Source organism: Helcococcus sp. SA-HE-C1 (genome assembly GCF_985670335.1).
On record NZ_OZ484652.1, the window covers coordinates 1,005,434 to 1,022,723 of the forward strand.

The 17,290-nt window shown below is 29.1% G+C and carries 12 protein-coding genes, 2 pseudogenes and 1 other annotated feature (1 of these 15 only partly in view); of the genes and pseudogenes, 3 read left to right on the forward strand and 11 right to left on the reverse strand.

Features of this window, described 5'->3' with window-relative positions; genetic code table 11:
- Positions 1 to 22 (reverse strand) — a binding site (T-box leader); it reaches 213 nt to the left of the window's first position.
- Positions 23 to 66: 44 nt separating this feature from the next.
- The 6 genes and pseudogenes from AC4KN9_RS05265 to AC4KN9_RS05290 all read right to left on the reverse strand — a co-directional run bounded on the left by AC4KN9_RS05265 (position 67) and on the right by AC4KN9_RS05290 (position 5,957).
- A complete protein-coding gene (locus AC4KN9_RS05265) occupies positions 67 to 723 on the reverse strand; it encodes a trimeric intracellular cation channel family protein (protein WP_491017578.1) in 657 nt (218 codons plus the stop codon).
- 1 nt (position 724) lies between these two features.
- The gene (gene hslO, locus AC4KN9_RS05270) at positions 725 to 1,606 is read right to left on the reverse strand and encodes an Hsp33 family molecular chaperone HslO (RefSeq protein ID WP_491017579.1); all 882 of its coding nucleotides are present in this window, start codon (positions 1,604 to 1,606) and stop codon (positions 725 to 727) included.
- A gap of 145 nt (positions 1,607 to 1,751) precedes the next feature.
- Positions 1,752 to 1,955: a cold-shock protein gene (locus AC4KN9_RS05275; RefSeq protein WP_491017580.1), complete on the reverse strand. Its 204-nt coding sequence runs from the start codon at positions 1,953 to 1,955 to the stop codon at positions 1,752 to 1,754.
- Between the two features lie 62 nt (positions 1,956 to 2,017).
- Complete coding sequence (locus AC4KN9_RS05280; RefSeq protein ID WP_491017581.1) at positions 2,018 to 2,761, reverse strand: class I SAM-dependent DNA methyltransferase; 744 nt, start codon at positions 2,759 to 2,761, stop codon at positions 2,018 to 2,020.
- Positions 2,751 to 3,290, reverse strand: a complete 540-nt coding sequence (gene hpt, locus AC4KN9_RS05285; RefSeq protein WP_491017582.1) for a hypoxanthine phosphoribosyltransferase — start codon at positions 3,288 to 3,290, stop codon at positions 2,751 to 2,753. The genes AC4KN9_RS05280 and hpt overlap by 11 nt, the downstream gene beginning before the upstream one ends.
- 33 nt (positions 3,291 to 3,323) lie before the next feature.
- Positions 3,324 to 5,957 (reverse strand): annotated as a pseudogene (locus AC4KN9_RS05290) (valine--tRNA ligase).
- Positions 5,958 to 6,226: 269 nt separating this feature from the next.
- On the opposite strand from AC4KN9_RS05290, the gene AC4KN9_RS05295 reads away from it, so the two are divergent.
- The 3 genes and pseudogenes from AC4KN9_RS05295 (at position 6,227) to AC4KN9_RS05305 (ending at position 11,284) form a co-directional block, all read left to right on the forward strand.
- Positions 6,227 to 7,030 carry a kinase/pyrophosphorylase gene (locus AC4KN9_RS05295; protein ID WP_491017583.1) on the forward strand — a complete coding sequence of 268 codons (804 nt, stop codon included), beginning with the start codon at positions 6,227 to 6,229 and terminating at the stop codon, positions 7,028 to 7,030.
- Positions 7,023 to 9,676: pseudogene (gene ppdK / locus AC4KN9_RS05300) on the forward strand (pyruvate, phosphate dikinase). The gene AC4KN9_RS05295 and the pseudogene ppdK overlap by 8 nt, the downstream one beginning before the upstream one ends.
- Positions 9,677 to 9,817: 141 nt before the next feature.
- Positions 9,818 to 11,284 (forward strand): carbon starvation CstA family protein, encoded by a 1,467-nt coding sequence (locus AC4KN9_RS05305; protein ID WP_491017584.1) that lies wholly within the window; start codon positions 9,818 to 9,820, stop codon positions 11,282 to 11,284.
- A 65-nt stretch (positions 11,285 to 11,349) separates the two neighbouring features.
- Here AC4KN9_RS05305 and AC4KN9_RS05310 read toward each other — a convergent pair whose 3' ends face one another.
- The 5 genes from AC4KN9_RS05310 to AC4KN9_RS05330 all read right to left on the reverse strand — a co-directional run bounded on the left by AC4KN9_RS05310 (position 11,350) and on the right by AC4KN9_RS05330 (position 17,283).
- Complete coding sequence (locus AC4KN9_RS05310; RefSeq protein ID WP_491017585.1) at positions 11,350 to 11,973, reverse strand: superoxide dismutase; 624 nt, start codon at positions 11,971 to 11,973, stop codon at positions 11,350 to 11,352.
- A 263-nt stretch (positions 11,974 to 12,236) separates the two neighbouring features.
- Complete coding sequence (locus tag AC4KN9_RS05315) at positions 12,237 to 14,183, reverse strand: glycoside hydrolase family 73 protein (protein WP_491017586.1); 1,947 nt, start codon at positions 14,181 to 14,183, stop codon at positions 12,237 to 12,239.
- A 544-nt stretch (positions 14,184 to 14,727) separates the two neighbouring features.
- Positions 14,728 to 16,419 (reverse strand): CAP domain-containing protein, encoded by a 1,692-nt coding sequence (locus AC4KN9_RS05320; RefSeq protein ID WP_491017587.1) that lies wholly within the window; start codon positions 16,417 to 16,419, stop codon positions 14,728 to 14,730.
- A 37-nt stretch (positions 16,420 to 16,456) separates the two neighbouring features.
- Complete coding sequence (locus tag AC4KN9_RS05325) at positions 16,457 to 16,810, reverse strand: hypothetical protein (protein ID WP_491017588.1); 354 nt, start codon at positions 16,808 to 16,810, stop codon at positions 16,457 to 16,459.
- On the reverse strand, positions 16,810 to 17,283 hold the full coding sequence (locus AC4KN9_RS05330; RefSeq protein WP_491017589.1) for a glutathione peroxidase: 474 nt from the start codon (positions 17,281 to 17,283) through the stop codon (positions 16,810 to 16,812). Before AC4KN9_RS05330 ends, AC4KN9_RS05325 begins: the two co-directional genes overlap by 1 nt.
- Positions 17,284 to 17,290: the final 7 nt, after the last annotated feature.

Below are 17,290 nucleotides of genomic sequence, written 5' to 3' on the forward strand. Positions count from 1 at the left end.
CTCATCTATTCAACGTTATATTATTTCTAATAATAATATATTGTTAATTGTATTTTGTCAAGCTTTTTATTTTTCTATTTTTGGTAAATTAACTTTAGGTAAATTCCACTCTTTTTTATAAGATAAATATCTTATTAAAAATATTATTATTACCGAAATAATCATAGCAATTTTTCTTTGCATAAAATTATATCTTGTTAATAATCTATATACCACCGCTCCAAATATTGCTGCTGAGGCATATATGTGTCTATCCATAATAAAGGGTATCTTGTTTACTAGAGTATCTCTAATCACACCACCACCTATACCAGTTAGTAGACCTATGAAAATCAATAAAAAACTTCTATATTCTGGATTGTGTAGTTGTGCGTAATTAATTCCGTTTATTGTGAAAAAAGCAAGGCCTATTGCATCTACATAAACTAAAAAATCTATATATTGCTTTCTAGAAAATATTCTTTCTGCCATATTTATCTTATGCAAAATGAAAACTATAAATGCTGTTATGATTGCAATAATTACCGGCTCTCCATTTACCAAAGATAAAGGTGGATGAATACCTAATATAACATCTCTTATAATACCACCACCGGTCGACGTAACAACAGCAAGTATGGTAATACCTAATATATCAGTTTTGCTTTTTATACCTTCTAAAGCTCCAGAAATAGCAAATGAAATTATTCCCATAAGTTCAATAGCATACATAAAAGTTGGCATCTTATTTACTTTCCTCTAATAATTTCTCTAATTGTTCTTTATCAAAGTGATATCTTGTTTTACAAAAATCACAAATAACTTCAGCTTCTCCATCTTCTTTTATGATTTCTTTTAATTCTTTTGAGCCTATCGAAATTAATCCCGCTTCAATTCTTGCATTTGAACAATCACAATTATATTTTATTTCTACTTTTTCTATAATTTCAACATCTAAAGAGTTAAAATATTTATCTAAAATATTCTCTGGAGAAAGACCTTCATCAAATAATTTTGAAACTGGTGGTAATTTAGCTATTATTTCTTCCAATCTCGTTATTTCTTTTTCAGAAATTGATGGGAGAGCTTGAATAAAGATACCTCCCGCCGCCTTAATGCTTAAATCTGTATCTACCAGTACTCCAAGTGAAACTACAGTTGGTGTTTGTTCTGAATAATAAAAATATGAAGCAATATCTTCAGCTATTTCTCCAGTTACAATTTTTGAAAATCCTGTGTATGGTTCTTTTAATCCATAATCTCTTATAATTGCTAAATTCCCATCTGTACCAACAAATGCACTTACATCTAATTTCCCCGGGTATTTTGAAGGTGCATCAGCTTGTGGATTTGTTGCTGTGACTTTTACATCTCCCTTTGAATTTGCTACTGCTGTTAATCTACCACCAACTCCTTTACCGTCAAATCTAATTGTTATTTTTTCATTTTCGTTTTTAGTTGTTAGTCCTAGTATTACAGCAATAGTTGCTAGTCTTCCCAGTGCCGCTGATCCTGTTGCTGAAGATTTATGAATATTTCGTATCTCTCTCACAATTTCGGTAGTATCAGCAATATATATTCTCATAGTCTTTTCTCTATCAATTGCTTTAGTTAAATAACTTTTCATAGTTTTCTCCTATAATTTACATTGTATCTTAAAAAAGTATATCATAAATATCAGTTATATGTATAAAGAGGAAACTTCTATTTAAAAAATATTTAAAATTAAAAACCCCTCTTTCGAGGGGATACTTCCAAAAATTCAAATATAATTATAATTTTACTACATTAGAAGCTTGTGGACCCTTTTCGCCTTCTACGATTTCAAACTCAACTGCTTGACCTTCGTCTAAAGTTCTAAAGTCGCCGTTATCTTCTAAAGCAGAAAAGTGTACAAAAACATCTTGTCCTTCTTCAGTTGAAAGGAAACCAAATCCCTTAGTTGCGTTAAACCATTTAACTGTTCCTTTTGCCATTTTTTCCTCCATATCTTTTAGCAATTTCTCTTGCTATTAACTAAGGATAACATAAAAAACAATTAATTACAATGTTTTAAACAAGAAAATAATATTCTTTGTGTTTTTTTGGGATTATATATGTCTTTATCTTCATCTTTATATTCAATATTAGTAAATCCAACTTCTTCAAGTAGACCAATTATAAATTCTATCGAGTAGTATCTTTCAACTTGTCTTTCTGTAATTCTTTCATATAAACCCGTTTTAATATCTTTAACAAAAAAATTTAATTCAAAATTTATTAAGTTTCTATCCCTACTAGACTCCCATGTGTAAAAAATATTTTCCTTTTCATATATAAAATGATTATCTCCAAGAACATTAAACAATTTATTTTTAGAATTTAAATCAAATATAAACACTCCCCCATCTTTTAATCCATTAAAAATATTAAAAAAAAGTTCTTTAATTTTTTTAGGATTTATTATGTAATTTATAACGTCCAACAAAGTGATTATTGCATCAAATTCATACATTTCATAAGGGAATTTATACATATCATATTTAATTAAATTAATATTTTCATAATCAATAAGTTTTGGATATGCTTGATTCAACATATCTTCTGAAAAATCAAACGCTAAAATATTATGTTTTGATTTTGCAAGATATTTTGTAATATTTCCTGTACCACAAGCTATTTCAAGTATTTGTCCTCTTTCTATATTGTTATTTTTTAATATTTCTAAAATATTGTTTGCATATTTATCATAATCTATATCAAATACAAGGGTATCATAAAGAGTTGAAAATTTATTGTACATTTTCTTCTTCTGAATTTACAAATGCAAAAATATATGGGCAATTTCTGTAATAGTCACCGTAATTTAATCCATAACCTACCACAAATAAGTCGTCAATTTCGTGGCCAGTAAAATCAGGATAAAGGTCAGTCTGTCTTCTGCTAGGCTTATCTAAAAACACAACTGTCTTTATAGACTTTGGATTCATTTCTTTTACATGATCTACTATCGCCTTAAGTGTAAAACCTGAATCACAAATATCATCTATAATTAATACATTTTTCCCTTGCAAATCAGTTCTAACATCATGTAAAATTTTTACTTTACCTGTTGTTTCCATATCGTTTCCATAACTGGAAGTTGTCATAAAATCTACTATTGTAGGCGTTTTAATTTCTCTAACCAAATCTGCAGCAAATACAAAAGAGCCTTTTAATAATGAAATTGCAACGATTGGTTCGTCATATTTTGCTGTGATTTCTTCACCAAGTCTTTTTACTGTTTCTTTTATTTTTTCAGCATCAAATAAAACCACTTTCTTTTTATTCATCGTTCTCTCACCTTTCAATTAAAATATTCAAATTTATTTTATTTTTTCCTCGATATCTTTAATACTCTTTTCAATCTCTTCAAGCATTTGTTTATATTTTTCTAATTTCTCTTTTTCTTCATTCACTAATTTCTCTGGAGCTTTTGAAACAAATTTTTCATTACTCAATTTCCCTTCAGCTCTTTTTATTTCTGAAAGGGTATTTTTCTTTTCATCTTGCAGTCTTTTTAATTCTTTTTCATAATCAATCAAACCTTCAAGTGATAAATAAAGCTTAAAATCATCTAGGATAATAATGGCAACATTTTCAATTTCTTTATCTTCATCAATTATTTCTACTTCACTTAACATGGCTAATGATATTAAATTTTCTGATAATTTTTTGAACACTTCTTTGGTTTCATTATTCGCTGAATATATAAATAATTTTGACCTTGATTTGTTTGGAACATCTAGTTCTTTCTTTTGTGATCTTATCGCAGTTATCGCATCAATCAATTTAGAAATCGCATTTTCTTCCCAATCATAATTATTATCTTTACTGTATTCAGGATATTTAGCTTTTATGATTAAATCGTTTTTATCTGGTAAATATGAGTAAATTTCTTCAGTAATAAATGGCATATATGGGTGTAATAATCTTAAAATTTCATCAAGTACGTGTAATAACACCGCTATTACATTATCTTTATCCTTACCTTCTCCATACAATCTAGTCTTAACAAATTCAATATACCAATCACAAAATTCAAACCATATAAATGAATATAGATTTGATGCAATTATACCAATTTCATATTGATCTAATAGTCTATCGATATCTTTTGATAATGTATTAATTCTTGAAATGATCCATTTATCTTCTATTGTTAATTTTGTCCTATCTATTTTATAAATTTTATCTTCTTCAATATTCATAAAAATAAATCTTGATGCATTCCATAATTTATTTGCGAAGTTTCTCTTATCCTCAACATCTTTTTCGATATATCTCATATCATTTCCTGGAGAATTTCCACTTACAAGATTAAATCTTAGTGCATCCGTACCAAATTTTTCTATTTCATCAATAGGGTCAATTCCATTTCCTAATGATTTAGACATTTTTAGACCATTTGAGTCTCTTACAATGCCATTTAAATATACAGTATCAAATGGTAATTTACCTGTATTATATATTGAAGAAAATACCATTCTTATTACCCAAAAGAATATTATATCATAACCTGTAATTAATGTATTTGTTGGGAAAAAATATTTAAAATCTTCACTATTTTCGTCACGCCAACCAAGTGTTGAAAACGGCCATAAAGCTGATGAAAACCATGTATCTAATGTACCTTCATCTTGAGTAACTTTACCGTGAATACTTTCATCTGGGTATTCTTTCGATACTATGACCTCACCATTTTCTTTATAGTAAACAGGTAATCTATGTCCCCAATATAGTTGTCTTGAAATATTCCAATCTCTTATATTTTCCAACCAATTAACATAAATTTTCCCAAATCTTTCAGGAATTATTTTTAGTTCTCCATTTTTATATGCTTCTAAAGCTGGTTTTGCTAAATCCTTCATTGCAACAAACCATTAATCCGATACTAATGGTTCTATTACAGTTCCACATCTTTCACAATGACCTACTGCATGATTATAATCTTTAATATTATTTAATATACCTTCTTTTTTAGCATTTTCAATTATTAATTTTCTAGCCTCAAATCTATCCAATCCAGAATATTCACCATAACCTTCAGAAATTTTTCCATCATCTTCCATGATTATACATTGCCCTAAGTTATGTCTTTTTCCCACTTCAAAGTCATTGGGATCATGTGATGGAGTTATTTTCACGGCTCCTGTACCAAATTCTTTATCTACATAATCGTCTGCAATGATAGGTATTTCTCTACCTACAAATGGTAATGTAACTGTTTTTCCCACTTTATCAATATATCTTTCATCTGTTGGGTCAACAGCAACAGCTAAGTCACCTAAAATAGTTTCTGGTCTTGTTGTAGCTATAGTTATTTTTTCACTTTCGCCTGTAAATTGGTAATCAAAATACCAAAGATGAGATTGTTTGTCTATATGGTCTACTTCTGCATCGGAAATTGTTGTTTTACAACTCGGGCAATAATTTACAATTCTTTCACCCTTATATATATGACCATCATCATACATTTTAACAAAAACTTCTTCTACAGCTTTTGATAAATTATCATCTAGTGTAAATGCTGAGCGTGACCAATCGGCAGATGCTCCAATCAGTCTTAACTGCTTATTGATTGTCCCACCATATTTTTTAGTCCAATCCCACGCTTCTTCAAGAAATTTATCTCTACCTAGTTCTTCTTTAGTATGACCGTCATTTCTGATTTTTTCAACAACTTTTGCCTCTGTAGAAATTGATGCATAATCTGTTCCTGGTACCCAAAGAGTTTCAAATCCTTTCATTCTCTTTGTTCTTATTATGATATCTTGAAGGGTTGTTACGAGAGCATGACCCATATGAAGTTTACCCGTTACATTTGGCGGCGGCATAACTATTGTAAAAGGTTCTTTATTTCTATCAACTTTCGCTTTGAAATAATTCCCCTCTTCCCATTTTTTATAAATCCTTTCCTCGAATGATTTAGGATTATAATTTTTATCTAAATTTCTCATCTCTCCTCCTGCATATCATTTTATTTATCTATTAATTATAGTATCTAGGCTATTTATAGTCAAGAAATACATAAATCTCATATTTAAGATTTTATATTTTAAGATTTTTTTTGAAATCAATTTCATTGATATTGTGATTTTTTTAATATATGATGAAGTACAAAAAAAAATAATTGATTATGTATTATATATATTCGTCTATTTTACTAGACAATTAAAATATTCTTGATATAATAAATGTATAGTAAATTAATTTTTGGAGAAAAAAGATGCGTAATGAAAAGGTTTGGATTATTTCCAATGAGAAATCGAAAACATTAACTCATATTCTTATAAATATATATTTTTCACAAGAAAAACAAAATGAGATTAAAGTATATGATCAAATAAACAATTTTGACGACTTAAATAAATTAAATATTTTTGCAGATAATCAGGTTATTTATTATGCTTTCGATAATCTTAAAATGAGTGATTTCATAAAGGAATATTGCATTGAGAATCGTATTGAATATTTTGATATGTACTCAGTTATTTATAAGTTTCTTGGTGGGGTATATTCTAAGATTTCCAATGGGGAAAATATTAGAAAAGTTATAGAAAGATTTATTAATGATGACCTATTGCATTTTGCCCTATCAAATGATGACGGTTCTAATCCAAAATCAATTTGCGAATCGGACATTGTTATAATTGGAGTGTCGAGAACTTCAAAGACTCCCCTTTCTATGTACATGTCTAATCTTGGTTTTAAGGTGACAAATATCCCTCTCGTTCCAGAAATTGATATTCCAAAGGAGTTATATAATATTAATTCCTGTCGAGTATTTGCACTAACTATGGATCCTGATGTTCTAGTTAAAATTAGAAAGGAAAGGATTAAATCTCTTGGTATAGCTAATGATTCTAGCTATGCTACAAGAGAAAGAGTAATACATGAACTTGAATACTCTAGTTCTATTTCAAGAGAGCTTAATTGCTTAGAAATCGACATTACTCATATATCTATTGAAGAAACATCTGAAAAAATTGTAAATCATATAAAATCTAAGGAGGAATTTAAGAATGAATAAGAAATATGTTTATAGCTTTGATGAAGGCAAAAAAGAGATGAAAAGTCTTCTTGGTGGTAAAGGAGCCAATCTAGCAGAAATGACAAGACTTGGAATAAACGTACCATTTGGTTTTACAGTAAGTACAGAAGCATGTACAAGATATTACGAAGAAGGAAAGACCCTTTGGGATGATTTAATTGTAGAAATAGAGAAAAATGTAAAGAAAACTGAAGAAAAAATCGGAAAAAAATTTGGCGACAAACAAAATCCACTTCTATTTTCTGTTCGTTCTGGTGCAGTTATCTCAATGCCAGGTATGATGGATACTGTATTAAATTTAGGTCTAACTGATGAATCCGTTGAAGCTTTTGCTAAGACAACAAATAATCCTAGATTTGCTTATGACTCATATAGAAGATTTATACAAATGTTCTCTGATGTATCAAAAGGCGTTAATAAACAATTTTTTGAAGATGTATTAGAGGAAGAAGAGAAAAAGCAGGTGTTCAATTAGATAAAGATATTCCTGCTGAACACTTAAAAGAAGTTATAAAAAAATATAAAGAAATATATAAAAGAGAAGTTGGAGAAGAGTTTCCACAAGATCCAAAAAAACAACTATTGGATGCTATAATAGCTGTTTTCACATCATGGAATAATGAAAGAGCTAAACTATATAGAAAACTTAATGATATCCCTCATGATTTAGGAACAGCGGTAAACGTTCAAACTATGGTGTTTGGTAATAGTGGCGATAATTCTGGTACTGGTGTTGCCTTTACAAGAAATCCTGCAACAGGAGAAAAAGCCTTATTTGGTGAATATTTAATTAATGCTCAAGGTGAGGACGTGGTTGCCGGAGTAAGAACTCCTTCAGAAATATCTGAATTAAAAAATCAAATGCCAGAAATTTATGATCAATTTTACAATACTGGACAAACTTTAGAAAAACATTATAGAGATATGCAAGATTTAGAGTTTACTATTGATGAAGGAACTTTATATATTTTACAAACAAGAAATGGTAAAAGAACAGCTGAAGCTGCAATAAATATTGCAGTTGATTTAGTAAATGAAGGGTTGAGAACAAAAGAAGAAGCATTACAAATGATTGAACCTACTCAATTAGATCAATTGCTGCATCCTACTTTTGATCAAGATTCCTTAGAAAAAGCTGAATTATTAACAAAAGGGTTAGCTGCTTCACCAGGAGCTTCATCTGGATATATTTCATTTACAGCAACTGACGCAATGCTTAGAAATGCTAAAGAAGAACCAATTATACTTGTTAGAACAGAAACTTCTCCTGAAGATTTACAAGGTATGGATGCTGCAAAAGGTATACTTACATCTCGTGGTGGTATGACATCACACGCAGCTGTAGTTGCTCGTGGTATGGGTAAATGTTGTGTATCTGGTGCTCATGAGGTATTTGTAAACGAAAAAGAAAAAACAGTTAAAATTGGAGAACATATTCTAGGCGAAAATGATTTTATATCCTTAGACGGTTCTACAGGTAAAGTTTATTTAGGTCATGTTGAAACTAGAGATCCAGAATTATCAGGTAAATTTGCTACATTTATGCAATGGGCAGATGAATATAGAAGACTTGATGTAAGAGCAAATGCTGATACTCCTCACGATGCTAAACAAGCACTAGATTTAGGTGCACAAGGTATTGGTTTATGTAGAACAGAACATATGTTTTTTGCAGAAGATAGAATCAACGCAGTAAGAGAAATGATTCTTGCAAAATCATTAGAACAAAGAGTAAAAGCATTAGGTAAAATTGAACCTATTCAAGAAAAAGATTTTTACGATATTTACAAAGTTATGGAAGGCTTGCCTGTTACAGTTCGTCTATTGGATCCACCTTTGCACGAATTTGTTCCTCATACAGATGAAGATATTGCTATCGTTGCTAATGAATTGGGTGTAACAATATTGGAACAAAAAAAGGTTATTGATGAGTTACACGAAGTGAATCCAATGCTTGGACACAGAGGTTTAAGACTTGCTATAACATTCCCTGAAATCTACCAAATGCAAGCTAGAGCTATTATGAAGGCTGCATTAAGACTTAAAGATGAGGGTATTGAAATAGTTCCTGAAATTATGATACCACTTGCTGGTGATGCAAAAGAACTTGAAGTAGTTGCAAACTCTATTAAGGAAGAAATTAAAAAATTATTTGACGAAAAAGGACAAACTCTGGACTACCATATTGGTACAATGATTGAAATACCAAGAGCTACATTAATAGCTGACGAAATTGCTGAAATTGCTGAATTTTTCTCATTTGGTACAAATGATTTAACTCAAATGACATACGGATTTTCTAGAGATGATGCCGGCAAATTCTTAACACAATATCTAGATGATGGAATTTTCGAAAAAGATCCATTCCAAGTTATTGATCAAAAAGGTGTTGGTAAATTAATGAGAAGTGCCGTAAAACTTGGTAGACAAACTAGACCAGATATTAAATTGGGGATTTGTGGTGAACACGGTGGTGAACCTGCTTCAGTAGCATTTTGTGACGATTTAGGATTAGACTATGTTTCATGTTCTCCATTTAGAGTTCCTATTTCAAGATTAGCTGCAGCACAAAAATCAATTAAAAATAGACAAGAAAAAATCACTAAAATATTAGAATTAAATTAGTATAATTAGCAAAGTGTCAAATGTAAATTTGACACTTTTGTCATTTTAACGTAATTGTTAATTTTTTTACAAAATGTATTGCTTTTTTATGCTTATAGTATTAAAATATATATGTGACTAATTATTAACAAGGAGGATACAATGATATTATTTATTATTGGTATTATTATTTTATTAGCTGGGGGCTATTTATATGGAAAATACTGTGAAAAAGTATTTGGTCCTGATGATAGACCAACTCCTGCTATAACAGAGGCTGACGGTGTTGATTTCGTTGGTATGAAAAAATGGAAAAATCAACTTATAGAATTACTAAACATAGCAGGTACAGGTCCTGTTTTAGGACCTATTCAAGGTATTTTATTTGGACCCATCGCATTTATTACTATTCCGTTGGGGTGTGTACTTGCAGGTGCAGCACACGATTATTTTTTAGGAATGATTTCTATGAGAAATAAAGGAGCTCAAGTACCAAAATTAATTAGAAAATACATAGGAAAAGGAACAAATACAGTTTATAATTTTGTAAATTGGATTCTTTTACTTCTAGTGGGTGTTGTATTCATATATACACCTGGTGACTTAATCGTTAAAGATTTACTTGGAATGGACATAAACGGGAATGTTATATATTATGTATACGCAGCAATCATTCTTTATTATATAGTAGCAACAATATTCCCAATCGATAAAATTATTGGTAGGATATATCCTATTTTTGGTGCTTTACTTTTAATTTCCGCTATCGGAATATTTTTTGGAGTTATCTTTACTGGTGGAGATAAATTAGTAGCTATTACAGAAGGTAACTTTATTTCAAAGCACCCTTTAGGCTCTTCATTTATACCTGTTTTCTTTATTACAGTTTCATGTGGTATTATGTCAGGTTTTCACGGATCACAGGTAACACTTATTTCTAGAACTGTTACTTCTGAAAGAGAAGGAAGATCTACTTTCTATAACATGATGATTGCTGAAGGTTTTATCGCTATGGCTTGGGCTGCAGGAGCTATGGTTGTATATAACACAATTGGAGCAGACACAAAAGCTACATTAATGGTTGGTGAAATATCAAGAAGATTTATGGGATCAATCGGTGGATTATTTGCAGTTGCTGCAGTTATAATTCTACCTATAACAAGTGGAGATACTGCTTTTAAATCTTTAAGATTAATGGTTTCTGAACAATTCAATATTAATCAAAAATCACCAATTAAAAGAATTATTCTTTCATGTATACTTTATGTACCAGCAATTGCTATACTAATATTTGCTAAATCAAATGCTAATGGTTTCAATTTATTATGGAGATATTTTGGTTTTATGAATCAAACAACTGCTGTATTTGCTTTAATATTGATTACGATATACTTGAAAATGCACGGTAAAAATTATTTAATAGGATTAATTCCAACAGCCTTTTACGCTTTTATAGTTGCATCATATATTCTTCATGCAGAAATTGGTTTATCACTTGATGCAAGATTAGGATTAAGCGGATATACCGCATCATACCCTCTTGCTGCTATAATTACAGTAGCTGTAATCTGGTTTGTTTATAAAGTTGTTAAGGTTAAAAAAGATGAAATTTTACCTTACGAAAAATAATTACCATCTAAATTAAAAAGTTGTCTAGTTTAAACTAGACAACTTTTTTCAATTTATATTATATTTTATAAGTCACAGCAATCACATTTTTCTACAAATGTTTTTTCTGCTCTCTCCCAATCAATTACATTAAAATATTCTTCAATATATTCAGGTCTTCTATTTTGGAACTTTAAGTAATATGCATGTTCCCAAACATCTAGTCCTAAGATTGGTTTTTTATCATCCATGTATGGAGAATCTTGGTTTGCTGTTGAATAAATTTCTAATTCGTCATCTGCATTTACTACTAACCAAGCCCAACCTGAACCAAATCTTGTTGCTGCAGCATTTGAAAACTCTTCCTTAAATTTTTCATATGATCCAAATTTTTCTTCGATAGCTTCTTTTAATTTTCCGTGTAATTCTCCACCATCATTACTTAATGTTTCCCAGAAAAATGAGTGATTTGCGTGTCCACCACCATTATTTCTAACTGCTGTTTTAATATCATCAGGTAACTTATTAAAATCTTTTAATAAAGCAACTGGGCAATCATAATCTAAATCAGGATATTTTTTTAATGCATCATTTAATTTGCTTACATATCCTGCATGGTGCTTTGAATGATGTATTTCCATTGTTTGAGCATCAAAGTGAGGTTCTAAAGCATCATACTCGTATGGTAGTTTTGGTAATTCAAAAGTCATATATTCCTCCCTAGAATATTTTTATAATTTGTTCTTATGTATTTATAATACATATATTATACATATACCCAATTATATAATATTAAACAAAAAACTATCCAAGGCAATTTTAAATTAAGCATTTATTTTTATTTTATTCTATCTAAATTTATATAAGATAATATTTTACTCATAGGACCTCTTTATCATGAAAAACCGCTCTCCTCAAATTGAACCTAAAACTACTTGAGGATTACAGTTTTTATATAATTATCTTGATTTTTTCATTCTTTTATTGGAACTTCAACTGAATTATCTGAATCATACTTATCTAGATTATATTGTCTAATTAATTCATTTAAGCTATCTCCATAATATGGTGAAGTTGCATATCTACCAGATAAATGTGCTGTAGCTCCCTCATATGATGTGTTTTGAGATCTTCTAGCCTTGAAGTAAAATTTATATCTCCATGAATTTACATCATGTTTACCCGTCAATAAGTTGGCATAATCTAAAATTGATTCATAATAAGTTTCGTATCTTTTAAATGGAGCTATTACAAGATACTTTTCTCCTTTTGGTGTGAATTCATATGTTGGAATAGCAACTGATTCTCCATTGTTAATGCCCTTTATCCCAAATAAATTATTATAGGGAGTTTCGCCTAAAACTGTTGTTCCATATCCTGATTCTAAAATTGCTTGTGCAATCATAACTGATGGGAATAAATCATTTTTATCTGCTATAACTTTAGCTATAGGAGCTATTTTATTAATAAATTCTTTAGGATTACTTTTTTTATTTACTCTTTTTTCTCTTCTATTATAAAACGAGTTAACCCAAACACCTGGAGTATTTTTATCCTTTGAAATATTTATTAAATCTCCTTCTGTTTTATATACATAATAATTTCCAGGTTCATATACTGTAACTGGATTTTTTTGATCATATGCATCTTCAGCTGTAAGGAATCCTTTAATTTTTTCAAAAACTGGATAATATGTTCCTTTAGTAATATTTTTTTCAATTCTAATAGGTTTATCTTTTTTTAATTTTTCAGTTTTTTTTACTTCAGGTTTTTTTAATTCCAACTTATTTTTAGTTAGACCAAAATCATATATAGACGCAAATTCTCCTTCATGAATAAATCGAATCCAGTTTCCGTCTTTGATACCTGATACAAATGAACCTGCACTATATTTTGTAATTAGTTTACCATTTGGTTTAGTTCTAACATTTGTACTATAAATTAAATAACCTTCTACTTTCTCCCCTTTTAATAATCCGAAATCATACACTTTAAGAAGTTTTCCATTTTTCATAAAGTGAATCCAGTTTCCGTCTTTGATACCTGATACTTTTGTAAATGTTGGATATATATCTACAAGTTTTCCTGTTGAGTATTCTCTTATATTTGTAGATTCTGATAGATATCCACTTACATGTTCGCCTTTTAATAATCCGAAATCATACACTTTAAGAAGTTTTCCATCTTTTTCAAAGTGAATCCAGTTTCCGTCCTTGATACCTGATACTTTTGTAAATGTTGGATATATATCTACAAGTTTTCCTGTTGAATATTCTCTTATATTTGTAGATTCTGATAGATATCCACTTACATGTTCGCCTTTTAATAATCCGAAATCATACACTTTAAGAAGTTTTCCATCTTTTTCAAAGTGAATCCAGTTTCCGTCTTTGATACCTGATACTTTTGTAAATGTTGGATATATATCTACAAGTTTTCCTGTTGAATATTCCCTTATATTTGTAGATTCTGATAGATATCCACTTACATGTTCGCCTTTTAATAATCCGAAATCGTATACCTTTAAGAGTTTTCCATCTTTTTCAAAGTGAATCCAGTTTCCGTCTTTAACTCCCTCAACTTTTTCTAGTAGTTGATACACTCCAACTATTTCATTGGTTTTGTAGTCTCTAATGTATGTTGGTCTAGAAATATATCCTGATATTGTATTCGCTTTTATCAGACCAAAATCATATACATATCTTCCGGTAGATAATTTTATCCAATCTCCAATTTTATATCCTTCTACATAACTATTTCTATGTAATCTACCAATTAACTTTCCTGAAGGTTTATCTCTTAAGTTAGTAGTTTCACTTAAATATCCTTTTACATATGTGCCTTTTTCCGCTTTAACAGCTCCATTTCCTACAGTTAACAATGATGCAATAATTAATATTGTTAATATTCTTTTATTCATTTCTTTCCTCCTAAATTTACTATATAATATTTTTTCTTTTTTGTCATTGGTTTTTATTTGTTTATCTTATCACACCATATTTGACTTTATAAGAGCTTTTATAGTGTTAGGTATGTTATTTGTATATCTAATCCTATTAAAGTGCCTTAGAAGTTAAAATAGAGTGTGTAGGAGTATATTAAATTGGATAGGGTATGTGGGTTAGTAAGTGTTTGAATGGAGTGTAGACAGCTAAGATTAATTTATTATTTTAAGGGTTAAAATTTTTCTATCTCATTTGCAATATTAATGTAGTTCAGAGGTATTAATGTAATTACATAAGCTATAATAACTGCTTTTAAATAATTTCTACTTGTTTTCTTAACTGTTCTATTAGCATAAGATTTACTTGATCTAATTGGGTGAAATATCCACCTTTTAACTTTTTTTATTTTCTTTTAATTTTTCTAAATAGTTTCATACATAGTATCCTTTATATTAAAGTAAAAGTGGAGTGTAAACTCCACTTTTATATTTACTAATCTTTTATTTTATTTTAAACTTATCAAATTTTTGATTGATCATAACCACTAATATAAACGAATACTACACCCTTACCTGGATGTACTGCTATACCTAAACCAAATAATCTTGCTTGTGGATTTAATAAGTTAGCATTATGACCAGGGGATGCTTTCCATAAACTGAATGTATGGTCAGCCGTTGCTCTTGCACCTAATCTACTTAAGTTCTCAGTGTTTATGAAGTATTTATTTCCATCAATTAAGCCATTATATGCCTTAGCATCAAATATGCTTGTTTTCATATCCGGTCTTATGTGTTCAAAGTAGTTATGTTCCACTAATTCTTTTGCCCTAAGATCAGCTATTGCTTGAAATTGTGGGTGATATTGAACTGGAACAAGACCTTTACTCCTTCTATATTTATTTAATTCCTCTAAAAATTCTTGTCTTATCTGTTCTTTTTCTTTTTCTGCTTCTTTTTCAGTTTCTTTTTGAGTTTCTCTTTGTGTTTCTTTTTGAGTTTCTTTTGGTGTAGATGGTTTTTCTACTTCTTTTTCAGCTTCCTTTTGTGTTTCTTTAGGTTTTTTTAATTCCAACTTGTTTTTAGTTAGACCAAAATCATATATAGATGCAAATTCTCCTTCATGAATAAATCGAATCCAGTTTCCGTCTTTGATACCTGATACAAATGAACCTGCACTATATTTTGTAATTAGTTTACCATTTGGTTTAGTTCTAACATTTGTACTATAAATTAAGTAACCTTCTACTTTTTCTCCTTTTAATAATCCAAAATCGTATACCTTTAAGAGTTTTCCATCTTTTTCAAAGTGAATCCAGTTTCCGTCTTTTATACCTGATACTTTTGTAAATGTTGGATATCTATCTACAAGTTTTCCTGTTGAATATTCTCTTATATTTGTAGATTCTGATAGATATCCACTTACATGTTCTCCTTTTAATAATCCGAAATCATACACTTTAAGAAGTTTTCCATCTTTTTCAAAGTGAATCCAGTTTCCGTCTTTTATACCTGATACTTTTGTAAATGTTGGATATCTATCTACAAGTTTTCCTGTTGAATATTCTCTTATATTTGTAGATTCTGATAGATATCCACTTACATGTTCGCCTTTTAATAATCCAAAATCGTATACCTTTAAGAGTTTTCCATCTTTTTCAAAGTGAATCCAGTTTCCAACCTTGATACCCGATACTTTTGTAAATGTTGGATATCTATCTACAAGTTTTCCTGTTGAATATTCTCTTATATTTGTAGATTCTGATAAATATCCACTTACTTTTTCTCCTTTTAATAGTCCGAAATCATACACTTTAAGACGTTTTCCATCTTTTTCAAATTGAATCCAGTTCCCTTCTTTAACTCCCTCAACTTTTTCTAGTAGTTGATACACTCCAACTATTTCATTGGTTTTGTAGTCTCTAATGTATGTTGGTCTAGAAATATATCCTAATATTCTATTTGCTTTTATCAAACCAAAATCATATACATATCTTCCAGTGGATAATTTTATCCAATCTCCAGTTTTATATCCTTCTACATAACTATTTCTATGTAATCTACCAATTAACTTTCCTGAAGGTTTATCTCTCAAGTTAGTAGTTTCACTTAAATACCCTTTTACATATGTGCCTTTTTCTGCTTTAACAACTCCATTTCCTACGGTTAACAATGATGCAATAATTAATATTGTTAATATTCTTTTATTCATTTTTTTTCTCCAATCAATTTTAATTTTTTCTATTGTATTATAATATTATCCCTTTTTCAAAATTATTTTTAATTTTTATTTTATTAAATATTTCATTTATAAATTTCTCTAAAAATTTGTATGGAATGAAAATTAATTCTTTTTCATCATCAGATACTTCAGGGGATTTTTTTTCTCTTCTAAGTTTATTAATATGCTCTAATATTTGTTGCTTTTCTTTCTCACTTAAAATATTTTTTTCTTCTAATTCAGCAATTTCTAAAATTTTATATTTTTTTGTTTTAATATTAATTTCAACAACTCCTCCATTAACTTTTATATCTTTGCCATAAGGAAAATATTTATATGTGAGGATATCATCATCTTTTTTAATTAGCTTATATGTTAGCATTACAATAACTTCTCTATATCTTTCCTAATATTTTCAGGTTTTTTATTTGATCCAAATCTATCAACAACTTCACCACTTCTATTTAATAAAAATTTTGTAAAATTCCATTTTATTGCATCTACTATAAGCCCTGATTTTTCATCTTTCAACCATTTAAATATAGGATGAGCATCATCACCGTTTACTTCTACTTTTGAGAACATAGGAAATGTAACACCATAATTTATTTCACAAAAACTTTTAATTTCATTGTCTTTTCCTGGATCTTGATTTCCAAATTGATTACAAGGAAATCCTAATATAACAAATCCTTCATCTTTATATTGATTATATAGTTTTTCTAAACCTTCAAATTGAGGTGTAAATCCACATTTTGATGCTGTGTTAACAATAAGAACAATTTTATTCTTAAATTCACTCATTGAAATATCTTTTCCATCTATACTCAATGCATTAAAATCGTAAAATTTCATATATTCT